The organism is Streptomyces sp. PA03-3a, from assembly GCF_033792735.1.
Classification (GTDB): Bacteria; Actinomycetota; Actinomycetes; order Streptomycetales; family Streptomycetaceae; genus Actinacidiphila.
The window spans coordinates 88,426-111,319 of record NZ_JARAVM010000030.1; the positions used below are offsets into that span (position 1 = coordinate 88,426).

Annotated in this window: 30 protein-coding genes; 15 read left to right on the forward strand and 15 right to left on the reverse strand. The window is 73.9% G+C overall.

The window, feature by feature from the left end; genetic code table 11:
* The first annotated feature begins 4 nt into the window (after positions 1–4).
* From PV342_RS30625 to PV342_RS30635, 3 genes are all read left to right on the forward strand, one after another.
* Positions 5–1,600, forward strand: a complete 1,596-nt coding sequence (locus tag PV342_RS30625) for an alpha/beta hydrolase (RefSeq protein WP_500319513.1) — start codon at positions 5–7, stop codon at positions 1,598–1,600.
* Positions 1,601–1,738: 138 nt separating this feature from the next.
* A complete protein-coding gene (locus tag PV342_RS30630) occupies positions 1,739–2,623 on the forward strand; it encodes a DMT family transporter (RefSeq protein WP_500319515.1) in 885 nt (294 codons plus the stop codon).
* A 246-nt stretch (positions 2,624–2,869) separates the two neighbouring features.
* Positions 2,870–3,277: an Rv1733c family protein gene (locus tag PV342_RS30635; RefSeq protein ID WP_500319531.1), complete on the forward strand. Its 408-nt coding sequence runs from the start codon at positions 2,870–2,872 to the stop codon at positions 3,275–3,277.
* A gap of 5 nt (positions 3,278–3,282) precedes the next feature.
* On the opposite strand, the gene PV342_RS30640 is transcribed toward PV342_RS30635, so the two are convergent.
* Both PV342_RS30640 and PV342_RS30645 read right to left on the reverse strand, forming a co-directional pair.
* Complete coding sequence (locus tag PV342_RS30640; protein ID WP_158689733.1) at positions 3,283–3,498, reverse strand: hypothetical protein; 216 nt, start codon at positions 3,496–3,498, stop codon at positions 3,283–3,285.
* Positions 3,499–3,698: 200 nt separating this feature from the next.
* Positions 3,699–3,821 carry a hypothetical protein gene (locus PV342_RS30645; protein WP_018559360.1) on the reverse strand — a complete coding sequence of 41 codons (123 nt, stop codon included), beginning with the start codon at positions 3,819–3,821 and terminating at the stop codon, positions 3,699–3,701.
* A 399-nt stretch (positions 3,822–4,220) separates the two neighbouring features.
* On the opposite strand from PV342_RS30645, the gene PV342_RS30650 reads away from it, so the two are divergent.
* From PV342_RS30650 to PV342_RS30665, 4 genes are all read left to right on the forward strand, one after another.
* Complete coding sequence (locus PV342_RS30650; protein ID WP_400803654.1) at positions 4,221–4,628, forward strand: ArsR/SmtB family transcription factor; 408 nt, start codon at positions 4,221–4,223, stop codon at positions 4,626–4,628.
* The gene (locus PV342_RS30655; RefSeq protein WP_396346802.1) at positions 4,625–5,263 is read left to right on the forward strand and encodes an SRPBCC family protein; all 639 of its coding nucleotides are present in this window, start codon (positions 4,625–4,627) and stop codon (positions 5,261–5,263) included. Before PV342_RS30650 ends, PV342_RS30655 begins: the two co-directional genes overlap by 4 nt.
* Positions 5,264–5,331: 68 nt before the next feature.
* Positions 5,332–5,778 (forward strand): winged helix-turn-helix transcriptional regulator, encoded by a 447-nt coding sequence (locus PV342_RS30660; protein ID WP_354796343.1) that lies wholly within the window; start codon positions 5,332–5,334, stop codon positions 5,776–5,778.
* A 194-nt stretch (positions 5,779–5,972) separates the two neighbouring features.
* Positions 5,973–6,140 (forward strand): hydrophobic protein, encoded by a 168-nt coding sequence (locus tag PV342_RS30665; protein ID WP_361005477.1) that lies wholly within the window; start codon positions 5,973–5,975, stop codon positions 6,138–6,140.
* Between the two features lie 171 nt (positions 6,141–6,311).
* Here the strand turns inward: PV342_RS30665 and PV342_RS30670 are convergent, their stop codons facing one another.
* Both PV342_RS30670 and PV342_RS30675 read right to left on the reverse strand, forming a co-directional pair.
* Positions 6,312–7,451 (reverse strand): PP2C family protein-serine/threonine phosphatase, encoded by a 1,140-nt coding sequence (locus tag PV342_RS30670; protein ID WP_400803651.1) that lies wholly within the window; start codon positions 7,449–7,451, stop codon positions 6,312–6,314.
* Between the two features lie 280 nt (positions 7,452–7,731).
* Entirely contained in the window at positions 7,732–8,169 is a 438-nt protein-coding gene (locus PV342_RS30675) for an ATP-binding protein (protein WP_037731693.1), read from the reverse strand.
* Between the two features lie 345 nt (positions 8,170–8,514).
* Here PV342_RS30675 and PV342_RS30680 point away from each other — a divergent pair, with 345 nt between their 5' ends.
* Entirely contained in the window at positions 8,515–9,279 is a 765-nt protein-coding gene (locus tag PV342_RS30680) for a YqjF family protein (RefSeq protein WP_400803647.1), read from the forward strand.
* A 16-nt stretch (positions 9,280–9,295) separates the two neighbouring features.
* Here PV342_RS30680 and PV342_RS30685 read toward each other — a convergent pair whose 3' ends face one another.
* The 8 genes from PV342_RS30685 to PV342_RS30720 are packed head-to-tail and all read right to left on the reverse strand — an operon-like array spanning position 9,296 to position 13,034.
* Entirely contained in the window at positions 9,296–9,697 is a 402-nt protein-coding gene (locus PV342_RS30685; protein ID WP_329189912.1) for a gas vesicle protein K, read from the reverse strand.
* Positions 9,694–9,909, reverse strand: coding sequence for a gas vesicle protein (locus PV342_RS30690; protein WP_018559351.1), 216 nt, complete (start codon positions 9,907–9,909; stop codon positions 9,694–9,696). The genes PV342_RS30685 and PV342_RS30690 overlap by 4 nt, the downstream gene beginning before the upstream one ends.
* On the reverse strand, positions 9,906–10,715 hold the full coding sequence (locus PV342_RS30695) for a GvpL/GvpF family gas vesicle protein (RefSeq protein ID WP_500319521.1): 810 nt from the start codon (positions 10,713–10,715) through the stop codon (positions 9,906–9,908). The genes PV342_RS30690 and PV342_RS30695 overlap by 4 nt, the downstream gene beginning before the upstream one ends.
* Positions 10,708–11,163, reverse strand: a complete 456-nt coding sequence (locus PV342_RS30700; protein ID WP_400803639.1) for a gas vesicle protein — start codon at positions 11,161–11,163, stop codon at positions 10,708–10,710. The genes PV342_RS30695 and PV342_RS30700 overlap by 8 nt, the downstream gene beginning before the upstream one ends.
* Positions 11,164–11,177: 14 nt before the next feature.
* Entirely contained in the window at positions 11,178–11,432 is a 255-nt protein-coding gene (locus PV342_RS30705; protein ID WP_018559348.1) for a gas vesicle protein GvpG, read from the reverse strand.
* Positions 11,433–11,446: 14 nt separating this feature from the next.
* Positions 11,447–12,160 carry a GvpL/GvpF family gas vesicle protein gene (locus PV342_RS30710; protein WP_386995969.1) on the reverse strand — a complete coding sequence of 238 codons (714 nt, stop codon included), beginning with the start codon at positions 12,158–12,160 and terminating at the stop codon, positions 11,447–11,449.
* Between the two features lie 2 nt (positions 12,161–12,162).
* Positions 12,163–12,642 (reverse strand): gas vesicle structural protein GvpA, encoded by a 480-nt coding sequence (locus tag PV342_RS30715; RefSeq protein WP_386995845.1) that lies wholly within the window; start codon positions 12,640–12,642, stop codon positions 12,163–12,165.
* Between the two features lie 29 nt (positions 12,643–12,671).
* On the reverse strand, positions 12,672–13,034 hold the full coding sequence (locus PV342_RS30720; protein WP_386995844.1) for a gas vesicle protein GvpO: 363 nt from the start codon (positions 13,032–13,034) through the stop codon (positions 12,672–12,674).
* A gap of 126 nt (positions 13,035–13,160) precedes the next feature.
* Here PV342_RS30720 and PV342_RS30725 point away from each other — a divergent pair, with 126 nt between their 5' ends.
* The gene (locus tag PV342_RS30725) at positions 13,161–13,901 is read left to right on the forward strand and encodes a histone protein (RefSeq protein ID WP_400803634.1); all 741 of its coding nucleotides are present in this window, start codon (positions 13,161–13,163) and stop codon (positions 13,899–13,901) included.
* Positions 13,902–14,385: 484 nt separating this feature from the next.
* Here PV342_RS30725 and PV342_RS30730 read toward each other — a convergent pair whose 3' ends face one another.
* Positions 14,386–15,042 (reverse strand): class I SAM-dependent methyltransferase, encoded by a 657-nt coding sequence (locus PV342_RS30730; RefSeq protein WP_400803632.1) that lies wholly within the window; start codon positions 15,040–15,042, stop codon positions 14,386–14,388.
* 150 nt (positions 15,043–15,192) lie between these two features.
* On the opposite strand from PV342_RS30730, the gene PV342_RS30735 reads away from it, so the two are divergent.
* Both PV342_RS30735 and PV342_RS30740 read left to right on the forward strand, forming a co-directional pair.
* A complete protein-coding gene (locus tag PV342_RS30735; protein ID WP_400803629.1) occupies positions 15,193–16,359 on the forward strand; it encodes a MalY/PatB family protein in 1,167 nt (388 codons plus the stop codon).
* A 159-nt stretch (positions 16,360–16,518) separates the two neighbouring features.
* Positions 16,519–17,613 (forward strand): SDR family oxidoreductase, encoded by a 1,095-nt coding sequence (locus PV342_RS30740; protein WP_400803809.1) that lies wholly within the window; start codon positions 16,519–16,521, stop codon positions 17,611–17,613.
* Positions 17,614–17,669: 56 nt separating this feature from the next.
* Here the strand turns inward: PV342_RS30740 and PV342_RS30745 are convergent, their stop codons facing one another.
* Positions 17,670–18,635: a YihY/virulence factor BrkB family protein gene (locus PV342_RS30745; RefSeq protein ID WP_400803626.1), complete on the reverse strand. Its 966-nt coding sequence runs from the start codon at positions 18,633–18,635 to the stop codon at positions 17,670–17,672.
* 94 nt (positions 18,636–18,729) lie between these two features.
* Positions 18,730–19,254, reverse strand: a complete 525-nt coding sequence (locus PV342_RS30750) for a hypothetical protein (protein ID WP_361005447.1) — start codon at positions 19,252–19,254, stop codon at positions 18,730–18,732.
* Positions 19,255–19,491: 237 nt separating this feature from the next.
* Between PV342_RS30750 and PV342_RS30755 the strand changes: the two genes are divergently transcribed.
* From PV342_RS30755 to PV342_RS30770, 4 genes are all read left to right on the forward strand, one after another.
* The gene (locus PV342_RS30755) at positions 19,492–20,973 is read left to right on the forward strand and encodes an AlkA N-terminal domain-containing protein (RefSeq protein ID WP_400803623.1); all 1,482 of its coding nucleotides are present in this window, start codon (positions 19,492–19,494) and stop codon (positions 20,971–20,973) included.
* A 104-nt stretch (positions 20,974–21,077) separates the two neighbouring features.
* Positions 21,078–21,593, forward strand: coding sequence for a methylated-DNA--[protein]-cysteine S-methyltransferase (locus PV342_RS30760; RefSeq protein ID WP_400803621.1), 516 nt, complete (start codon positions 21,078–21,080; stop codon positions 21,591–21,593).
* Positions 21,590–22,342, forward strand: a complete 753-nt coding sequence (locus PV342_RS30765; RefSeq protein ID WP_400803619.1) for a 2OG-Fe(II) oxygenase — start codon at positions 21,590–21,592, stop codon at positions 22,340–22,342. The genes PV342_RS30760 and PV342_RS30765 overlap by 4 nt, the downstream gene beginning before the upstream one ends.
* Positions 22,339–22,894, forward strand: a 556-nt coding sequence (locus PV342_RS30770; protein ID WP_500319527.1) for an Ada metal-binding domain-containing protein, incomplete at its 3' end; no start/stop codon positions are given. The genes PV342_RS30765 and PV342_RS30770, both read left to right, overlap by 4 nt.

The following is a 22,894-nucleotide window of genomic DNA, read 5'->3' on the forward strand; positions in this document are numbered from 1 at the left end:
GGCGATGAAGGAAGCCCGGACCACCGGCCACATATCCCGCGGACCCCGGCGCGGGCTCCACCACGCGGTGCTCGCCGCGCTCTGGACCTGCGTGCTCCTGCTGACCGGCTGCGCGGCGGGACCTCCGGGGCAGCGCGTGGGCCACGGCCCCGCGGGGCCCCCGGGCACCACGGCCGTTCCCCCCGGGCCGACCGACCACTACCGGCAGAAGCTCCGGTGGACGCCCTGCGCGGAGCAGCCCAGGTTCCAGTGCACCACCCTGCGGGCCCCGCTGGACTACGCCCGTCCGGAGGCGGGCGACATCCGCCTGGCGGCGACCCGCAGGAAGGCCACCGGCGCCGGCGCCCGGCACATCGGCTCACTGCTCTTCAACCCCGGAGGCCCCGGCGAACCGGCGATCACCTCGCTGTGGTCGTACGCCGGGGCCTTCTCCCAAACCGTGCGGGCCTCCTACGACCTGGTCGCCGTGGACCCGCGCGGGGTCGGTTCCAGCACCCCCGTGAACTGCGGCGACGACACGGCGGGCACCCCAGCGACGGTGGGGGGGCGCCCCGGCTCGGACGGGCCGGACGAGGGCGGGCCGGACGAGGGCGGGCCGGACTTCGCGGCCGCCGACGAGGCGGCCCGTGAGACCGCCGCCGCGTGCGAGCGCGGCGCGGGGCGCCTGCTCCGCCACGTCGGCACGCTCGACTCGGCCCGGGACCTGGAACTGGTCCGCACCCTCCTCGGCGACGAGCGCTTGCACTACCTCGGCTTCTCCTACGGCTCCTACCTCGGGGCGAGTTACGCCGGCCTCTTCCCGTCCCGCGTCGGCCGCATGCTGCTCGACGGAGCCGTCGACCCCACCCTCGACGGCGTCCACAGCCTGCTGGGCCAGGCCCGCGGCTACCAGATCGCCTGGGACTCCTTCGCGGCCGACTGCGCCGTCCGCCCGGCGTGCCCCGTGGGCCACTCCGCCGCAGAGGCCGGCGCCGCGCTGGACGCGCTGGTCGGCGCCCTCGACCGCGCCCCGTTGCGGCAGGGCAAGGACGTGGTCGTCGACGGCGACAGCCTCATCAGCGCCGTCACGACCGCTCTCCTGGAGCCCGCGTGGGAGAAGCTGCGCGCCGCGCTCCGCGAGGTGCGCACCGGTGACACCACCACCGTGCAGGAACTCGGCGGGGCCTTCGAGGACTCCGGTTTCAGCAGTGACGCGTATGTCGCGATCACCTGTCTCAGCGGCAGTCTGGGAGCACGCGCCACCCCCGCGCAGGCACGAGCCGCGCTCCCCGAGTTCCTGAGGGCCTCCCCCCGCTTCGGCCGCTACTTCGCGGACCAGTTGTCGACCTGCGCCCACTGGCCGGTCCCCGCGGACCAGCCGGCCGGTCCCATCACCGCGCCCGGTGCGCCGCCGATCCTGGTCGTCGGCACCACCCGGGACCCGGCGACCCCCTACACCGAGGCCCGGGCCCTTGCGCGCCTGCTCTCCTCGGGCCGGCTGCTCACCTACGACGGCGACGGCCACACCGCGTACCTCAGGTCGGTCGGCTGCGTGGACGAGGTCGTCGACGGCTATCTGGTCCGCGGCCAGTCGCCGCCCGCCGGCACGGTCTGCACCTGACGTCCCCGACAAGGGTTGGGGGGTGGCTCGGGGTGGACCCTGATGCCCCGGGGGCGGCGCGCACGATGTGCTGGGGGCGCACTCGCCACCGTCCCCGCACCCCAGGAGGAGCCCCATGCCCGTTCGGACGGCGTTCGCATGAACGGCGGCGTGCCGTCCCTGGCGGCGGCCCTGCTGTCGGCGGTCTGCTACGCGACGGCGGCCGTCGCGCAGGAACGAACGGCCGCCTCCGGGCGGAAGCCGACGGGCGGGCTGTGGACGCTGGCTCTGGTCCTCCAGGCGGCCGGGGCCGGACTGCACGCGGTCGCGCTGCGGTACGGGTCGCTGACCGTGGTCCAGGCGCTGGGCGCGCTGACCCTCGTACTGGCGCTGCCGCTGCACGCGGCCCTCGGCCGGCGCCGGGTACGAGCCAGGGAGTGGCGCGGGGCGGGTCTGACCGTACTGGGGCTGGTGACGCTCCTGCTGTCCACCGCGTCGCCCGGCATGGAACGGGCGCTGAGCGGTGCCGAGTTGGTCCTGCTGGCGGCGATCACGGCGGCTGCGGCACTGGCGCTGACCCGGCTGCCGCGGGGGACCGACCTGTCCGTGCTGCGCGCGCTGCGCTTCGCGACGGCGGCGGGCGCGGCGTTCGGGATCGCCTCGTGCCTGACCCAGGGCCTCGCGGTGCACCTGGCCGCGCAGGGGCTGGGGGCGGCCGTCGCCGACCCGATGCTCCTGGTGGCGGCGGGCTGCACCGGCGTCCTGGCGATCGCGGGGATGGTGTGGTCGCAGGAGGCGTACCGCGGTGGGCTGGGCGTCGCGCTGGCGGCCGTCACGCTGGCCAACCCCCTGGTGGCGGGGTGCGTGGGCGTGCTGCTGCTCGGTGAGGGCTTCCGGGGCGGCTCGGTGGGCCTCGCGGTGGCGCTGGCGGGGGCGCTGGCGGCCGGCCGGGGCGTGGTCGTGCTGTCCCGGCCGACGCCCTCGGCGGGCCGTACCCACCGGGTCCCCGGCCCGCGGCCGGCGTCGCCCGCGGTCGCCGACTAGCAGGCGAATTCCCGGCGCCCGGACGCCCCGTGGGTGCAGCATGTCGGCAGTCCGGTCGAGGCCGGGCCGCGCGCCTCGTCCGAGGGGGTCCCATGTTGCTCTGTACCTGTCCTGCCGTGCTGTCGGCCCGGTGCCGTCCGTGCGCCCACACCCTGCCGCGGCTGGCGGCCTCCGTGCTGATGGGCTGGCCGTGGTCGTCTCGTCGTACGTGGGGTTCGCCGTGCACCGGGCGGAGCGCGCCAGGCGCTGGCCGAACGGGGCCACCGGCACCTCGTGGCGGGCACCGCCCTGGCCGCTTCGGGACCGGTCTTCCATGAGCACGGCATGCGTTCGCCACCGCCGGCGAGTGCCGACTGGGAGTACCCGCGCGGCCGCCGGCACACCGGGCGGGTCCCGGTGGGGCGGCCCGTCGAGGCGGGCGACCGGATACGGATCTGGGTGGACGACCGGGGCGTACCGGCGCCGGAGCCCCGCAGTACGGCCGGTGCCCGGGGGGCCGCGCTGGTACTGGGTGTCACGTCCTTCCTGCTCTGGTCCGCGCTGGCCTGGGGCGTGCACCGTGCGGTGGCCGCCCCCGCGCTGCGCGGGCGGCTGCGGTCGTGGGAGCGGGAGTGGGAACGCGTCGAACCAGTGTGGTCCGGCCGGGCGCCCTGACCGGGTCAGAGGAAGAGCCGCAGGACCCGTAGCCCTCGCGCGTGGTCCTCGCCGGGGCCCGCCCTGAGCTCATCCGGGGGTTTCCAGTCGGCATGCAGGGCGGCCCAGAAGTCGGTCCACGCCTGCGTCTCCGTGGGCCCGCGACCGACCGCGTCGGTCCCCGGGCACGTGACCACGTAGCCCTCGCCGTCCTGCCGGATCGTCACTGCTGGCTCGACCATGGCCCACCTCGCGTTCCGGTGCACCCGAATCACGTCAAGGGTCGCCCGGCCGGCGCCGGCGCGCAACAGCGCTCCGCGTGGGCCGTCCGGGGGACCCGGCCGCGACCCGTCACGGCCCCCGGGTGCGCGGGGCCGGCGAGCCGGGCCGGGACGGACGGTGCCTTGGCCGCCCGGCGGCCTTACGGGCCCCACCGGTGCCGTCACCCGGCCGGGGCGGCGCGGCGGAAGCCCTCGGCGAGGTAGCGCAGCCGCCTCACCACGTAGGCGAAGACGGGGCGGAAGGCCGGGACGGTACCGCCCGGTCGGCAGGACGTGTCGCTCATCTCGGGCGACCCTTCTGGACGTGCACGGTGTGCGTCGGGACGGCGTCAGTACGGGAGGGGCTTTCCGGACGGTGTCCGCAGGTCGATCGGAGGGCGCGACGGCGCCGGCTTCTTCGGTCGCTGGACGCGGATGCGGCGCATGGTCATCACTCCTTCGGAAACGCGGCCCGTACAGGGCGGACCCTCCCAGTCCTACGCCGTGGACTCGGAGGCCCGCGTCAGAGAACATCCCTGAAGCCACCCCTATGCCCGGTTCGTCCCTCCGCCCTTGGGGTGAGACGCGCGCCGGGGCGCGTCGTCGCCGCTCAGGAGACCGCCGAGAAGCGGACACCTCCGCCCCGAAGCAGCGCAGCCCCGAGGTTACCTAACTCCTTGCTTATATAAGGGGCTACTGTCATAGTGACCGACGTGCACGCATTCGACGTACTCGGGGATCCGGTGCGACGCCGGATTCTGGAGCTCCTCGCCTCCGGGGAACAGCCGTCCGGCGCGATCACCGAGGTCATCAGGGAGGAGTTCGGCATCTCGCAGCCCGCCGTGTCCCAGCATCTGAGGGTCCTGCGGGAGAACGGGTTCGCCGTGGTGCGGGCGGAGGGCACCCGCAGGCTCTACGCCGTGCGGGCCGTGCCGCTGCGCGAGGTCGACGCGTGGCTCGAGCGCTTCCGCGGCTTCTGGGAGCAGCGGCTGGACGCGCTCGGCACCGAACTCGCCCGGGGGCGCCGCGAACGGCGTCTCGCACAGGAAGAGCGGCGACCGGGGACGGAACAGGCCGGGAACAACGGAAGGGAACGGGAAGACACCGCATGAACATCGTGGACGAGATCAACGCCATCCACCGCGCGACCGGCAGCCGGGACGTCTCCGGCGAGGAGGCGCGCACGGTGCTGCTGCGCCGCACGTACGACGCCCCCGTCGAGGACGTGTGGGACGCCTGCACCACCGCGGAGCGGATCGGTCGCTGGTTCATGCCGGTCACCGGCGAGCTGAGGCTCGGCGGCCGCTACCAGCTGCAGGGCAACGCCGGCGGGGAGGTCCTGCGCTGCGAGCCCCCGAAGCTGCTCCGGGTCAGCTGGGTCATGGGCGAGGCCCCCGGGTTCAGCGAGGTGGAGGTGCGGCTGGCCGCGCGGGACGCGGAGCGCACGGTCCTGGAACTGGAGCACGTCGCCGTCGTGCCGCCCGGCATGTGGGACCGGTTCGGACCCGGCGCGGTCGGCGTCGGCTGGGACCTGGGGCTGCTGGGCCTCGGCCTGTACCTCGCCGGCGAGCCCAGCGGACCGGAGATGGCCGAGAAGTGGCAGTACTCCGACGAGGCCCGCGACTTCATGACCCGCAGCAGCGGGGCCTGGGGCACCGCGTACGCCGCCTCGGGCGCCCCCGAGGACACCGTGGCCGCCGCGGTCGACGCCACGACCGGCTTCTACGTCCCCGCCCGGCCCGAGTAGGCCCGTACCCGGCACCGGTGTTTGCCCGGCCCGCCCTCTCGGTTTAATGTCGAAACCGGGAGAGGGAGATGCAGAAGAAGGACTTCAGTGACGGACCGTGCCCGGTCGCACGGACCCTGGGCGTCGTCGGCGACTGGTGGTCGCTGCTGATCGTCAGGGACGCGCTCAACGGGGTGCGCAGGTTCAACGACTTCCACCGCGGCCTGGGCTGCGCCAAGAACATCCTGAGCAGCCGTCTCGGCAAGCTGGTGGAGCACGGGGTGCTGCGCACGGTGCCCGCCTCGGACGGGAGTCCGTACCGGGAGTACGAACTCACCGAGGAGGGAAAGGGGCTGCGGCTGGTGCTGCTCGCCCTGCGCCAGTGGGGCGAGGACAACCTCTTCGAGCCCGGGGAGCGGCGCACCACCGCCGTGGACCGGGCGAGCGGCCGCCCGGTGGCGCCGCTGGAGATGCGCGACGCCGACGGCCGGCCGCTCGGGCCCGACGACGTGGAGGTGCGCGCCCCGGCGCCCTGATGACCGGCGGGGTGCCGGACCGCGACGGGGGAAACGCGGTCCGGCGCCCGCACCGCACGTCTGTCCGCGACGGCGCCGTTCATTCCTGCGCACCGGGCACGACCGGTCGACGGGATCAGGCGGCCGGAGCCATGGAAATGGTGGTGCATGGTGCCGCAGACCCGGGGCACACGCGGGGTCAGGAGGTTGAAGACATGGTTCCTTTGCTGGTCGTCCTGCTGCTGGCCCTGATCCTCTTCGGGGCGGGCTTCGCCCTCAAGGCCCTGTGGTGGATCGCGCTGATCGTCCTGGTGGTGTGGCTGCTCGGCTTCGTTTTCCGGGCCGCCGAGGGCGGCGGACGCCGCCGCTGGTACCGCTGGTGACCTGACGCTCCGACGCAGTGCCAGGGGTGGGGTCCGCGACCGCGTGCGGCGGTGGCGGACCCCACCCCTTCGGCATGGGGGCGTGGAGACCGGCGGATGGGGCGGGTACCGCGGCGTTCCCACCGTCCGCACAGCGTCAGGTCCGGGGCGACGGCGTCGCGGCGGTCGGCGTCACAGCCCGCGGCCGGCAGGCCGGACGCCCGGCCCGTCGGCCTCCGCGGCCGTGTCGGCTCCGGCGTGGGCCCGTGCCTGCGCTGGCGGTCCCCCCAGGGCGTCGCGCATGATCGCGACCACGGCCATGTCGTCCTGCAGCGGGGCGGCCACGTGGGCGAGCAGGTCGTCGGTCATCTTGCGCACGAGCTGGTCGGGGCGCCGGTCGGCCCATTCCGCGACCCGGCTCATGAGCGGGTAGAACTCCCCGGCGTCGTTCCGGGCCTCGGTCACGCCGTCGGTGTAGAGCAGCAGCCGGTCGCCGGGGGCGAAGGGGAAGGCGGTGGGGGCGTAGCTGCTGCCGGTCAGACCCCCGAGCCCCAGCGGGGGCGCCGGTTCGGGTACGTCGAGGGTGGTGACGGTGCCGTCGTGGAGGAGGATCGGCGGCAGGTGCCCGCAGCTGACCACGCGGACGTACGGCTCGTCGTCGGGGATCTCGACGACGGCCGCGGTGACGAAGCGCTCCCCGGTGTCGGACTCGCCCGTTCCGTCCCCTGACTCGGAGAGTTCCCAGCGGACGCCCGCCTCCAGCGACTCCATCAGCTCCGCGAGCGGGGCCTGCCGGTGCGCGGCGGCACGGAACGCGCCGAGGACGGTCCCGGTGTCGCCGATGGAACCGAGGCCCTTGCCGCGTACGTCGCCGATGAGCAGGCGGGTGGCCCGGTCGGTGCGCGCGACGGCGTACAGGTCGCCGCCGATGCGGTCGCCGTCTCCGGCGCTTCGGTAGGCCGTGGCGATGGTCACCGGCCCGGCGTGCGTGGGCAGCGGTCGCAGCAGCACGCCCTGGGTCGCCCGCGACACCTCGCGCAACTCCTGGAGTTCGTGTCTGCGGCGCTCGCGCAGGGCGCTGATGAGGACGAGCAGGACGGAGAGTAGCACCAGAGAGCCGAGTTGGACGAGGACGTTCTCCGAGGACAGGGTGTGCCGTTCGGCGCCGGCCGCGACGAGCGCGAGTACGGCCGCGAGTCCCGTCAGGGCGCCGCGCACGGCTCCGACGAAGGCGGACGCGAGCGCGACGGGGATGACGAGCACGTGGGCGAGGTGGATGTCCTTCGGCAGGAAGTGGTCGGCGATCGGCACGGCCGCGATGATCGCGATCATCGCGGCGAGAAAGACCCTGCACCCCGATCTGACGGGATCCTGCATCGCCGAGAGACGGGACCCGAACTCCATGCGGTTGCCTCCCTTCCCGCACCCGGGCCGGGTGCGACCACGACAGCCCTCCCTCTGGGCGATCTCAACACAAGGGTATTTCGTTTTCTTCCGGACAAAATTCGCGTAAGCACATCAGCCCGCCGGGACCCCTGGGGCGCGGGCGGCAGGCCGACGCGGGTCTCTGCCCAGGGCGGGCGCGCTGTCGGGTGGCCGGTCGGGCCCCGGGTCAGGCGGTCAGCAGCTCAGCCCAGCGGGCGCCGCCGCGGCTGCGGGCGCCGATGCCGGAACCGACGCCGAGGCCGTCGACGATGGCGGCGCCTCGGCCGTGCTCGCCCGGTCCGCAGCTGGCGGCCCAGGCGCCGTGCCGCGGCGCGGGCCCGCCGTCCGTGACCTCGACGCGGATGATCGCCGCGCCGTCCACCTCTCCGCGCCGCAGACGCAGGCGCAGGGCGACCGGCGGCAGCGCGTGCTCCACGGCGTTGGTTACCAGTTCCGACACGACCAGGACGGCGTCGTGGACGGCCTCCTCCGGCACCGACCAGCCGGTCAGCACCGTGCGCGCGGTGCGTCGCGCGACGGCGACGGCGACGGCGCGGTGCTCCAGCTCGCACACGTACACGTCGGTACGGACGGCAGGTGACGAGGTGGCGAACCAGTGCGTCATCTCCATCACTCCCCACGCCGAAGGGCTGCTCCGCAGCGTCACCGGTAGGGGGAAGGGCCCCCTGTCCGTCCCCAACGGATGCGGGGCCCCGGCACCCGCCCCCATGGTGTACCCCGCTGTGACCTCCTGAACCCCACGTGTCACAGGAGTCGTCCGGCGGCCCGAGGCGCCGCTCGACGCACCCTCGGGGGCACCCCGGAACGCACCCGCGCGACGACCCCGCGCGGCGTCGCGTACGGCACGACGTCGGGTGAACCCGCTCCCGCAGCGTGGGGTTCCGCGTCCCGCGCGCCACCCGGCGCGACCCTGCTCCGGTGCCCCTCGCCCGTCTGCGATCCTGGTCGGGTGCCGCCCCCGCAGACCCCACCGCAACCGATCACCGCGGAGCCGCCCGACGTCGCCGCCGTCCCGCTGCTCACCCAGTCGTGGCTCGACCTGGCGTTCCTCCACTGGGCGGCCGACCCCGCCGACATCGCTCCGCACCTGCCGGCCGGTACCGTCCCCGACACCCTCGACGGCGTCACCTACGTCGGCCTCGTCGCCTTCCGCATGCACCGCGTGGGCTGGTTCCGTCTCCCCGGCGTTCCCTACCTGGGCACCTTCCCCGAGACGAACGTCCGGCTGTACTCCGTGGACGCCCACGGGCGGCGCGGGGTCGTCTTCCGCTCGCTCGACGCGTCCCGGCTGATACCCGTGGCGGTGGCGCGCGCCGCGTTCCGTCTGCCGTACCTGTGGTCGCGGATGGCGATCCGCCACCACGGCGACACGCTCACGTACACCAGCACCCGCAGATGGCCGGGCCCCCGCGGGGCGCACTCCCGGATAGCGGTGCGCGTGGGCGAACCCGTCGCGGAACCCAGCGAGCTCGACCACTTCCTCACCGCGCGCTGGGGCCTGCACAACACGTTCTTCGAGCGGCAGGTCTACCTTCCGAACTCGCACCCCCGCTGGCCCCTTCACCGCGCCGAGCTCCTCGACTGCGACGAGAACCTGATCACGGCCGCCGGCCTCCCCGCCCCCGTGGGCCCGCCGGTCAGCGTCCTGTACTCCCCCGGCGTCCCGGTCCGCTTCGGCCGTCCCTCGCGCCCGGGCGGCATCCCCACGCCCTGAGGCCTTCCCCGCGCGGTCACTCGGGCGGGAGCAGCGTGCCCAGGGGGCCGAGGTCGAGGTTCAGGTCGGACATGGACAGGCCGTGCTCGGCGCACAGTCCCGCCATGCGGTCGTGGAGGATCATCAGGGTGGCGCCGAGGCGTTCCTCCTCCTCTTCGGTGAGGTCGCCCGCGTCGACACGGTGGAGGGCCTGCCGCTCCATGAGCTGGCGGAGGAGTTCGACGAGGGTCAGGACGAGCCTCATCAGATCGCGTTCGACCGTGTCGGGGTCGGTGCTGATCCGGCGCGCGGGGCGGGGGGACGCGGTGTCGCGGGGGACGGCGGGAAGAAGCCGGAAGGCGCGGGCGGCGGCGTCGGCGACCTCGCCGAGGCGGTCCGGGGGGTGGTCGCCGCCCGGGGAGGAGGCCGGGGGCGTCATGGGCCCGGCCCCGGGCCCCAGGGCGCGGGATTGCTCTCGCTGACGGAGACGATCAGCGCGCGCAAGGAGATCCGGACGAGGTCGATGTCGGCGATGGAGAGCACCACGTCGCCGGTGAGGACGACTCCGCCGCTGAGGAGGCGGTCGAGCAGGTCGACGAGGGCCACCTGACGTTCGGCCAGGGGTTCGGGGGCCCGGTCGGCCGCGGTCATGGCGCCGCGTCCGCCGGGTCCTCCTCGGACCGGGCGCGGCCGGGGAGTGCGGCGAAGGAGTACGGGGCCCACGGGCCGGTGACGTCGACGCGCACCCCGGGCAGTCCCTCGCCGGCGGCCTGGGCGCGGCTGCGGAACGCCTCGGCCTGTCCGTGCGCGACGAGGAAGGCGTCGTTGAGGACGTTCTCCCCCGTGCCGTCGGCGAGTCGGCCCTGCTGTGCGCGGTGCCGGGCGTGGGCGGCGGCCAGTTCGCGGCCGATCGCCTCGACGCGTGCGGCGGCCTCCTCCGCCGCGCGGTAGGCCTGGTCGCGGGTGTGCCGCTGGGCACTGCGGGCACGCAGGTAGGCCCGGCCGGGGCTGAGGCCCTCGGCGGCGCCGGTGGGTTCGGCGGCCGTCGCCGGGGCGTCCACATAGATCTTGACGCCCCATTCGAGGTGCCCGGCGAGCCGCTCCAGGACCTCCGTGAACGCCGCGTCGTCCTCCCGCAGCACCTGGCGCACGCGTTCGTCGTCCAGATAGACCGTGGCCAGCCGCAGCGGCAGCACGGTGGTGTGCGCCGAAAGCGCCTCGATGACGGTGTGGTGGGCGCGCGCGACGGCCTCCAGCCAGTCCAGGTCCTCCAGGTGCCGGCGGAGGGCGTCCTCGTCGAAGTCCGCGGCGGGCACCGGGCTGACGGCGGCGGCCAGCGGACCGGACGTCACGAGCCGTACGGGGGCCCGGGCGACGCCCGTCAGCGCCTCCAGGGCGCCGTCCGGCACGCCGTCGCCGCGCAGTACGGCGTACGCGTAGCTGACCCGGTCATCCATCGTCGCCCGTCCCGGTTCCGCCGCCGCGGCGGCGGGGCGTCGCCGAGGAGGACCGGGTGCGGTGGCGGGAGGCCACGCTGCCGCGTGGCGTGTCCGTCAGCTCCCGCCTCTCCTTCAGCGCCTCGATCTCCTCGCGCAGCCGCCGGTTCTCCTCCGCGAGCGAACTCTCCCCGTGGGCGCGCGAGGACAGGGAGGGGTCGTGCTCCCACCAGTCGATGCCCATCTCCTTGGCCTTGTCGACGGAGGCCACCAGGAGCCGCAGCTTGATGGTGAGCAGTTCGATGTCGAGCAGGTTGATCTGGATGTCGCCCGCGATGACGATGCCCTTGTCCAGGACGCGCTCCAGGATGTCCGCCAGATTGGCCGACGAACCCTGCCCGTAGGGGGACTGCTGGGGAGCGGCCCTCGTGGGGTACGAACCGAGCCGGCCGGCCGGGGAATCCGTCACAGCGTCACCTCGTCTCAGGGCGCGGGCTCGCCGCGCCGGAACGCCGCGATCTCGTCGAGGCGGTCGAGCAGTTCCTCCTCGCGGGCCTCGAAGGTCTCCTCGTCGATCCGTCCGGCGAGGAGTTCCTTCTCCAGGGCGGCGAGTTCGCGCTCGACGGGCTCGGGGTCGTAGTACTCCTGCTCGGCGGCCTCCAGCACGCGTTCTACGACCCAGCCCACCCCGCGCACCGGTGCCAGGGGGAGGGTGACGATCTGGGTGAACAGCCCCATGGGGTCACTCCCTCTCACACGAAGCTGTACGGGGGCAGCGGTCCGAGCAGCCGGAAGTCGCACTCCTCGCCCACCTGGTTGGCAAGGCTCAGCTGGGTGGCCAGGAACATCTCCTCCTTGCTGTCGTCCACCAGGAAGGAGACGCTCAGGAAGTCCTGTCCGGCCGACGCGGTGGCCACGTCGTCCCGGGCGAAGGGTCGCAGCGCCTCGACGATGCCCGCCCCGAGTGCCTGCTGGCGCGTCTGCACCTCGTTGGCGATCAACTCGCCCAGCATCAGCGGCATGTCGGGGGAGGCGGCTCCGCCGCGTATCTCCTCGTTCAGCCCGCGTATTTCGTCGTTCTCCTCCAGGATCCGGCGCAGCAGGGAGTCCTCGTCCCACGCGACCTTCAGGTGGTACTCGGCGCAGCCCTGCAGGTTCTTCAACTGCTCCCGGTACTCCGCCGCCCGGTCCTCCAGCACGGCCTTCACGGCCTCATCGTCGGGTGCCGTGAAGCCGAAGCGCAGCGGCAGCACGGCGCCGTCGGCCATCAGCCGTTCCTGCACCTCCTGATGGGCGAGTACGTCCCTGCGCCGGGGACGCAGATCCCCGGGAGCCTCGCTCACGACCGCGGAGAGTTCGGCGCTCGTCACCGTGCGCAACTCCTGGCCCGATCCACCCACGGCCGTGAGGCCGTCCAGGCGCAACGGGTGGTCCTTCGCGGTGATGGAGTAGACGTAGACGGCCATGCTCATTCACTCTCCCGCCGGGAAGCCCGCCCGGTGCTCCTGCGCCGCGGTTGCCGGGGCTCCTCCTCGTACTCCGCTTCTTCCTCTTCCGGCTCCTCCTCGTACTCGTCCTCTTCCTCGTCCTCGTCGCTCCCGCCCTTCAGGGTGTCGGTGACGGCCTCGACGGCGCCCGACAGGGCGCCCTTCGACTTGCCCTTGGCCCCGCCCTCGGTGATCTCACCCACGAGATCGGTGAGCTGGGTCGGCTGCTTGCGCCCGGACTCCAGGTCAAGCCGGTTGCAGGCTTCGGCGAAACGGAGGTACGTGTCGACGCTCGCCACCACGATGCGGGCATCGATCTTGAGGATCTCGATGCCCACCAGCGACACGCGGACGAAGACGTCGATGACGAGCCCCCGGTCCAGGATCAGTTCCAGGACGTCGTAGAGGCTGCCCCCACCGCCCCTCGACATACCACTCCCGCTCTGCGGCACCACGGTCATGGGGCCTCCCTTCAGCGCCTTGCGTCGGATCAGGAGCGTCGGTCGATCTGGCCCCGCGTGTAGCGGCGGGTCCGCTCGTACGCCACGAGGTCTCCTTCCTCGTCCAACGTCACGTGGTAGGTGGCCATCACACTGGTCGTCTGGGGCACGCGCTCCAGTTCCAGCACCTCGACGTCCGCCTCCCAGCCGCCCTCGGTCGGTTTCACCGCGGATACGGATTCCGGCCTGCGACCGAGGAGTTCGGAGAGTTGCTCGGAAGCGGATCGCATGGCCCAGGCCGCCGAACGTTTGCGGGGCCGCCGAGGCCGCTCGGCGCTCTCACGCCGTGCTGCGCCTTCGCTCCTGGTGGAGCGCCGGGCCCTTCGGGGGTCGCTCTTGTCGCTTGGGGCCATCCACTTCTCCGGCTCTGGCGCGGCGCCACCCCCACAGAGAAACGTACTATTTCAGCATATACACCTCACAAGGTGCGCGGCGACGGGGCGCCTCCCGCGGGGCCCAACTCCCGAAGGGAACAAGTGATGAAGGACTCGACCAAGCTCGCTCTGGCCGCCGCGGTGGCGGGCGGCTACGTCCTCGGCCGTACCAAGAAGGGGCGGCTCGCCTTCGGAATGGCTACCTACCTCGCCGGTCGCCGCTCCGGACTCGATCCGCAACAGCTGGTGACCGAGGGTATTCGCAAGCTCAAGGACCTGCCTCAGGTCGCCCAGCTCAAGGAGCAGGTGCAGGGAGAGCTGATGGACGCCGGCCGAAAGGCGGTCGCCGCTGCCGCGGACCGGAAGCTCACTGATCTCGCAGGGACCTTGCACGACCGTACGGCCCGCATCGGCGGCAAGAAGGAGAAGCGCGAGGACGAGGAACCGGACGAGGCGGAAGAGCAGTACGCGCCGGAGGACGAGGAGGAGCCTGAGGAAGAGGAAGAAGAACCCGAGGGCGAAGAGGAAGAGGAAGAAGAACCCGAGGGCGAAGAGGAAGAAGAGCCGGAGGAGGAAGAGGAAGAAGAGCAGGCCCCTCGGCGCCGTCGCCAGGCCAAGCGGCGGGCTCCCACGCCACCGGCGCGCACGACCGCGGCCAAGAAGGCGGCCGCCAAGAGGACCCCCGCCAAGAAGGCGCAGCCGGCGAAGAAGGCCGCCGCCACGAAGAGCGCGGCACCGGCCGGGAAGGGGGCGGCGAAGAGGACGGTACCTGCACGGAAGTCCGCCGCGAAGACGACAGCAGCGAAGAGGTCGACAGCCAAGAAGGCCCCCTCACGGCGAAGGTAGTTCCACGCCAGGACGGCTGGGGACAGTGGAGACAGGCTTCGGGCCTGGATCAGATGCGTTACGAGGTGCGGTACGGGCTCGCCGGCCCCGTCGGTGCCCAAGCGGAGACCCTGGCCGGTAGAGCGGCGCCGGAGTCCCCGGGCCGACCCACCAGTTGATGAACGTGGGACAACGTCGGCATCTGTCCGGGCGTTCGGCGGCGGCACCGTACTGGACAGGGAAGAACACTCTTCGGTGGCAATGACAGGGGCGGCAACTCCGGTACGCGGAAGGTGGCCAACATCGTCGAGGTCCAGGCCCTCGGCTTCCCCCTCTCATCAGGCACTCCGACGACGCCGCAAAGCGCACCACGCGCGGCAGTGCCATGCCTGTTCGGGAAGGCCCGGCCGCATCTTGGTGCGCGGGCGCACGTCGATGACGCCCCATCACCCCCCGCCCGCGCGCGCCGGCGGGCCGTGGCCGCCACGGCCCGCCGCACGTCGTGTCACCGCGGCAGGCGGCGGATCTCCAGGGTGTTGTCCACGCGGGTCGTGGGCCGCCCGTCGGGATCGTTCTGGATGCGCTCGTGCTCGTCGGTCAGCACCACCTCCCATTCCCCCTCCGGGAGCCCGAGGCTCTCGAGCACCTCTTGCGGCGTCGGGAAGTGCACCTCCGGGTGCGGATCGGTCTCCCAGGCCGGGAACCCTGCGTGCCCGACGACGAGCAGCATGCCGCCGGGCGCCACGGCCGCCGCGGCGGCGCGCAGGATGCGCTCGCGGGGCATGTCGTTCGGCGAGTGCAGGAACTGCGCGGAGACGAGGTCGTAGGTGCCCTCGGGGAACGTCACACCCAGGTCGTGGCGCTGCCAGTCGATGAGGCCCTCGGCGATGCCCTCCGCCTTCGCGTGGCCGGCCGCCCGCTCCAGGGCGACGCGGGAGATGTCGACAGCGGTCACCCGCCATCCCTGCCGGGCCAGCCAGACCGCGTCGGCGCCCTCACCGCAGCCCAGGTCGAGGGCCGTGCCGGGCTTCAGGCCCTCGACCTCGCGGACCAGGACGTTGTTGGGGTTGCCGCTCCAGACGCGGTCGCTCCCGGCGTACCGGGCGTCCCAGAACTCCGCCGCGGGCTCGGCGCCGGTGGCGCTGGGGGTGCCGTCGGTCATGGATGTCGTCTCCTTTGTGCCGTGGGTACGGGCCTGCCCCGACGATGCGGTGCCGCGCATCCCCCGGGCAAGCCTTCTTGCCGGATCGGCAACACGTGCCCCCCTGCCGCCCCCCTGCCCCGGCGGCAGGTCCGCGCTTATGTTGATGTCATGGACATAGCGTCGAACGAGGACCACCCGCTGCGGCACCTCACGCTCGACCAGCTGCGGCGTCGGACGAGCATGAAGTGGCGCACCCATCCGGAGGACGTGCTGCCGCTGTGGGTGGCGGAGATGGACGTGCCGCTGGCCGCGCCCGTGGCCCGCGCGCTCACGGAGGCGATCGCGGTCGGCGACACGGGCTACCCGGCGGGCACCGCGTACGCGGAGGCGCTGGCAGACTTCGCCCGCGAGCGGTGGGGCTGGGACGGCGTGGCCGTGGAGCGCGCCTCGATCGTCCCCGACGTGATGCTGGGCGTCGTCGAGATGCTGCGGCTGGTCACGGGTCCCGGCGATCCGGTGATCGTCAACTGCCCTGTGTACCCGCCGTTCTACCAGTTCGTGACGCATATGGACCGCCGGGTGGTGGAGGCCCGGCTCGGCCCCGGCCTGCGGCTGGACCTCGCGGTGCTGGAGGAGGCCTTCGCCCGGTCCACGGCCGGCGGCGGCCGGGCCGCCTACCTGCTGTGCAGCCCGCACAACCCGACCGGCACGGTGCACACCGCCGAGGAGCTGTCCGCGGTGGCGGCGCTGGCCGAAACGTTCGGGGTGCGGGTCGTGGTGGACGAGATCCACGCGCCGCTGGTGACCGCCGAGGCGGCGTTCGTGCCGTATCTGAGCGTGCCCGGAGGCGAGAGCGGCCTGTCGCTGATGTCCGCGTCGAAGGCGTGGAACCTGGCCGGGCTGAAGGCGGCGCTCGCCCTGGCCGGGCCCGCCGCGGCGGGCGACCTGGCGCGTATGCCGGAGGAGGTCGGCCACGGACCGAGCCATCTGGGCGTCATCGCGCACACGGCGGCGCTGCGCGAGGGCGGACGGTGGCTGGACGCCGTGCTGGACGACCTCGCCGAGAACCGCCGGCTGCTCGCCGCGCTGCTGGCCGAGCAGCTGCCTGCGATCGCCTACCAGCCGGCCCCGGGCACCTACCTGGCCTGGCTGGACTGCCGGAAGCTGGGCCTCGGCGACGACCCGGCCGCCGCCTTCCTCGCCCGCGGGAGAGTCGCCCTCAGCACGGGATCCGACTTCGGCACGGGCGGCGACGGCCACGCACGGCTGAACCTCGCGACGACGCCCGAGGTGCTCACGGAGGCGGTGCGCCGGATGGCGAAGGCCGTCGGCTGAGGCGGTCGGCCGACACCCCGCGGCCGAGGTCTGAAACGTCCCTCGCCGGGTAGCCGCCCCGGAGACCGGGACAGACATCGGACGAGGCCGCCGGGGCGCCGGGCGACCCGCCCGGCACAGGCGGTGCCCGGGCGCTCCCGGTGGCCGAGGGAGGCGAGGATCGTGACGAACGACTTCGCGCCCGGTGGCGGCGGCCTGCGCGTCGTCGTCATAGGGGCGACCGGAAACGTCGGGACGAGCCTGGTGCGGGCCCTCATCGACGACCCGGCGGTGGCCGAAATCGTCGGCATCGCCCGCAGGATCCCCCAGGACTGGCGCCCCGCCCGCACCACATGGGTGCACGCCGACATCGGCGACGACCGCACGCGCCTGGTGGAGCACCTGCGCGGCGCGCACGCCGTCGTGCATCTGGCCTGGCTGCTGCAGCCCACCCACGACCCTTCGATCACGTGGCGCACCAACGTCCTGGGCGGCATCCGCGTCTTCGAGGCGGCCGCCGCGGCCGGCGTTCCGGCCCTGATCCACGCCTCGTCGGTGGCGGCGTACTCCCCCGGCCCCAAGCGGTACCCGGTCGACGAGTCGTGGCCCACGCACGGCTGGCCGGGAGCCGCCTACTGCCGGGAGAAGGCGTACGTCGAGCGCTGCCTCGACACCTTCGAGCGGGATCACCCGCAGATCCGCGTGGTGCGCATGCGGCCGGGGTTCGTCTTCAAACGGGAGTCCGCCGCCCAGCAGCGCCGCTTGTTCGCGGGGCCGTTCCTGCCGAACCGGCTCGTACGCCCCCGGCTGGTGCCGGTCGTCCCGGACATGCGCGGGCTGCGCTTCCAGGCGCTCCACTCCGACGACGCGGCCGAGGCCTACCGGCTGGCCCTGCACCGTCCGGTGCACGGCGCCTTCAACCTGGCGGCCGATCCGCCGCTGGACGCGGAGGAACTCGCCGCGCTGCTCGGGGCGCAGGTCGTCCGTATGCCGCGGAGCGCGGTGCGGGCGGCGCTGGCCGGGGCGTGGCGGCTGCACCTGGTGCCGTCGTCGCCCGGCCTGTTCGACGCCGTGGTCAGGCTGCCGCTGATGGACACCTCGCGGGCCCGCCGCGAACTGGGCTGGGAGCCCCACCACACCGCCACCCGGGCGATCGAGGAGTTCCTCGAGGGTCTGCGCGAGGGCGCGGGCGACACCTCGACCGCGCCTTTGGCGCCGGGCGGGGCCGGCAGCCGGCTCCACGAGGTGGCGACCGGAGTCGGCTCCCGGCCATGAGCGCGCGGCGCGTGCGCAGCGGCCTGACGGCGCGAGGACGCGACGCCGTCCCGACGTCACCCGTCGTCGGCGCTGAGGCGCTCGGTGTCCTGGAGTTCGGCCTTGGGCACCCTGTCGTCCGGGCCGTCGTCGGGGCCGCCGTCCGGCCGTGCCCGGGCCCGTTCGAGTTCGGCGTTGAACTCCAGGCCGAGGAGGACGGCGATGTTCGAGATCCACAGCCAGACGAGGAAGACGATGATCGCCGCCAGACTGCCGTAGAGCCTGTTGTAGTTGGCGAAGTTGGAGACGTAGAGGCTGAACACCGCGGAGGCTGCGGCCCAGATGACCACGGCCAGGGCGCTGCCCGGGCTCACCCAGCGGAAGCCGCCGTGCCGGACGTTGGGCGCCGCCCAGTACAGCAGCGCGAGGACGAAGCCGAACAGCGCCAGCATCACGGGCCATTTGACGATGCCCCACACACCGAGCGCGCCGTCGCCGACCCCCAGCACCTGGCCCGCCCTGCGAGCGAGGGCACCGGTGAAGACCACGCCGATCGCGATGAGCGCCGTGACCGCCAGCAGCACCACGGGGATGACGAACCTGCCGGCCAGGGTCTTCCAGAAGGGCCGGCCCTCGTCGATGTCGTAGAGGGCGTTGGCGGCCCGCATGAAAGTCGCCACGTAGCCGGAGGACGACCACACGGCCACCACGATGCCGATCGCGAGGGCGAGACCCCCTCGGCCGACGCCGTGCTGCAGCTGCCCGAGAACGCCGGTCAGCATGTCGCGGACCGGTCCGGGCGCGAGTTCGCCCGCGTTCACGATCAGGGGTTTGACGCTGGGGCCATCCAGCAGGCCGACGACGGACACCATGACGAGGAGGGCGGGGAAGACCGACAGCACGGCGTAGTAGGTCAGCGCCGCGGCCCAGTCGGTCAGGTGGTCCGCCCAGAACTCCTTCACCGTGCGCCGGAGCACCACCCGCCAGGAATCCTGGGGGAGCTCGGTGGGCTTGCGGGCGCCGGTCTGCTGGTGGCGAGTCATGCGCGTTCACCGCCTCGGGGCACACCGACCCCACAGGAAACAGTGACAAAACGCTACATAAGCGGCCGGGGACAGGCACCCGGAGTGTCACCGCTCAGTGCTGGAGCGCGACCTTCGCCGCCACGATGACCAGACCCAGCGCCATGTTCACGATCCCCACCGACACCACCGCCCACCGGGACGCGCCCACCCGGATGACGGCGGCACTGGCCCACCCGACCTGCTGGGCGACGGCGATGGAGACCGCCAGCCATGCCGCGCCCTCCGGCCCGAGCCCCAGCAGCGGACTCACCGCGACCGATGCCGCCGGCAACAGCGCGGCCTGAACGATCGGCCACTCCCGAACGCACACCTGGCGGATCTCGCGCCACGTGACCTCCTGGGCGCGCAGGCGGTCGCCGACGAAGCCCGCGTAGACGTGGGCGGCCCAGAACACCAGGCCGGTGCAGATCAGCAGCAGCACCAGTTCCAGGCGCGGGTACGGGCCCGCCGAACCGGCACCGGCCACCACCGAGGCGGCGAGCAGCGATCCGTAGACGGCGCCGGTGTAATTGGCGCGGCCCGTGCCGGGGGCCTCCCGGCCGGTGAGGTCTCGCGGGGAGGAGCCGGCGGCTGTCACCTCCCCAGGATCACCGAGGGAGCCCGGCCCCGCACGGTCGCACGGCAGCCGCCGCGACCGGCGGGCCACCGGCACGCGCCGCTCACGGCGACCGCGACCGGCGGCTCCGCCCGGCCCGGACGGTCTCGTCGTCCGGGCCGGGCGTCCCCTCCAGGTCCAGGCCACGACGGCTCGGGCGGCGAGCCGGCCCGCCCCGGGAACGCGACGTCCGAATCCCGCCAGCGACCCGCCCCCGCGATGCCGCACAGTGGAGGGGTGACGAGCGACACGACCGACGAGGACAGCAGGTACGAGGCGGTGTGCAGCCGCGACGCCCGCTTCGACGGCGAGTTCTTCTTCGCGGTGGCGACGACGGGAATCTACTGCCGCCCCAGTTGCCCGGCGGTCACGCCCAAACGGCGCAACGTCCGGTTCTTCCGCACGGCGGCGGCCGCCCAGGGATCGGGTTTCCGCGCCTGCCGCAGATGCCGCCCGGACGCGGTGCCGGGCTCGGCGGCGTGGAACGCGCGGGCGGACGTGGTGGGCCGCGCGATGCGGCTGATCGCCGACGGAGTAGTGGACCGGGAGGGCGTCGCGGGGCTGGCCGGACGGCTCGGGTACAGCGCGCGGCAGGTGCAGCGGCAGCTCAACGCGGAAGTGGGGGCGGGCCCCATCGCCCTCGCCCGCGCGCAGCGGGCCCACACCGCCCGGATCCTGCTGCAGACCACGGACATGCAGGCCGCGGAGATCGCCTTCGCCGCCGGTTTCGCGAGCGTACGGCAGTTCAACGACACGGTCCGCGAGGTGTACGCGCTCACGCCGACCGGGCTGCGGCAGGCACGCCCCGCCCGGCACACGGCCGCCGGTACCGCCGCCGGCGTGCCGCTGCGGCTGTCGTACCGGGGGCCGTACGACACCGGGCGGGTCTTCGACTACCTGGCGGCCCGCGCGATCCCCGGTGCCGAGGAGGTGACGGGGACCCGAGGCCGGCGGGTCTACCGGCGGACGCTGCGGCTGCCGCACGGGCCCGCGGTCGCCGAGGTCGAGGAGGCCGCGCCCGGCAGAGGCGGCGACTGGCTCGAGTGCCGGCTGCACCTGACCGCGCTGCGCGACCTGACCACCGGGACACAGCGCGTGCGGCGCCTGTTCGACCTGGACGCCGATCCGTACGCGGTCGCCGAACGGCTGTCCGCGGACCCGGCGATGGGGGCGTTGGCCCGCGCGATCCCCGGACTGCGGGCGCCCGGGGCGGCGGACCCGCACGAGCTCGCCGTGCGGGCGGTGCTGGGCCAGCAGGTGTCCGTGGCGGCCGGGCGCCGGCTCGGCGCGGCGCTGGTCGCCGCCCACGGCGAGCCGCTGTCGGCGCCGAGCGACGGTCTGACGCATCTGTTCCCCGACGCGGACACGCTCGCCGGGGCGTCGCTGGAAGCCGTCGGCATGCCGCAGGCCCGGCGGGAGACGCTGCGCGGCCTGGCCCGCGCCCTCGCCGTCGGCGAGGTCGCCCTCGATCCGGGCGCGGACCGGGACGGCGCGGAGAAGGACCTGCTCGCGCTGCGCGGCATCGGGCCGTGGACGGCCGGCTACATCCGGATGCGCGCCCTGGGAGATCCCGATGTGCTGCTGGAGGGCGATGTCGCGGTGCGCGCGGGCGCCGCGCGTGCCGGTGTCCCGCTGGAGGACGCCGAGAGCTGGCGGCCTTGGCGCACCTACGCGATGCACCTGCTGTGGAGCGCCGGTTGACCCGAAGACCGCGGGAACGCGACGTCCGAATCCCGCCGGACATCGGTGAGGAACCGCCGCAGAATCACAGATGTCACTGAAAGCGTGAGGAAAGGGAAGGACCGATGACGGTCTACACGACGTTCGACTGCCCGCTGGGCGAACTGCTGCTGGTCGGCGAGGAGTCACCGACCGCGAAGGGCGGCACCGCGCTCACCTCGCTGTCGGTGCCGGACCAGAAGGGCGGCGTCGTCACGGCGGACCTGGCGGACGGCGCGCGTGCCGACCACGCCGCGTTCACCGAGATCACCCGCCAGCTCCGGGCGTACTTCGCCGGCGAACTGACGCACTTCGACATCGAGTTCACCAGCGCGGGAACCGCCTTTCAGCAGCAGGTGTGGAAGACGCTGGAGAGCATCGGCTACGGCACGACGCTCACCTACGCGGACGTCGCCGAGGCGATGGGCATTCCGCGGACCTCGTCGCGCGCGGTCGGCACCGCGATCGGCCGCAACCCGCTGCTGGTCGTCCGTCCCTGCCACCGCGTGGTCGGCGCCAAGGGCGCGATCACCGGCTACGCGGGCGGCGTGGAGCGCAAGCGCCTGCTGCTGGACCTCGAGGCCGGGAGCGGGGCGGCATGAGGACGACGGCCGTGACCACCACCGCCGCACCGACCACGACGCCCCTGAGCGAGCGGGTCGACACCGAGGACTGGCCGGCGCTGGCCGCCGGACTCGACGCCCACGGGAGCGCCCTGACCGCCCGTCCGGTCCTCTCCCCCGCCGAGTGCCGCGCGGTCGCCGCGCTCTACGACGAGCCCGGGCGGTTCCGCTCGACCGTCGACATGGCACGGCACCGCTTCGGCTCGGGGCAGTACCGCTACTTCGCGTACCCCGTCCCCGAGCCCGTGCGGGCCCTGCGGGCGGCGTTCTACCCGCGGCTGCTGCCGGTCGCCCGCGACTGGGCCGCCCGCCTGCGGCAGCCCGCGCCCTGGCCCGACAGCCTCGACGAGTGGCTGGCGACGTGCCACGCCGCCGGCCAGACCCGCCCGACGCCGATCCTGCTGCGCTACGGCGCGGGCGACTGGAACGCGCTCCACCGCGACCTGTACGGGGACCTCGTCTTCCCGCTCCAGGTGGTCATCGGGCTCGACGTCCCCGGCGAGGACTACACCGGCGGCGAGTTCCTGATGACGGAGCAGCGGCCGAGGGCGCAGACCCGGGGCTCGTCCGCCACCCTGCCCCAGGGCCACGCGCTGGTCTTCACCACCCGCGACCGGCCGGTGCGCTCCGCCCGCGGCTGGTCGGCCGGCCCGATGCGGCACGGGGTGAGCACCGTGCGCGCCGGCCGGCGCCACACCCTCGGCCTGGTCTTCCACGACGCCTCGTGACGACGTACGTGCTGACCGGCCCGGACGGGCTGTCCTACCGCAGCGCGGCCCCTGGGACGCTGGGCGGGCACCGGCGCGGCCGGCTGTACGGCCGCCTCGACTGCCCGGCCGCTCTGCGGGCCATAGCGCGCGGCGGGTACGTGCGGGAGCGGGTGTTCTTCGCGGACGAGGCGACGGCCGTCGCCGCGGGCTACCGGCCCTGCGCCCGCTGCCTGCCCCAGCGGTACCGACAATGGAAGGCGACACCGACGGAGCGGAACGCCATGACCCACCTCCACGCACCCGCGGCGGCACCGGCCTCGCCGCTGGTCCCGCCCGAGGGCCTGGCCGTGCTCGACGGCCTACCGGGACCGGCGCCGCACACCGGGGCCGAACTCGCCGCGCTGCTGGGCCTGCTGGGCGACGCCCGCCCCCGCGTGCGCGCCGTCGCCCTGGGCCACAGCCGGGACGCCGCCTCCCGGGCCGCCGCCGAGGACTTCGCCGAGGCGTGGCGCGCGTCGGGCGGCACCGTCGCGGCCCTCGTGGACTGGCCCGAGCGGGCCGCGTCGTGGC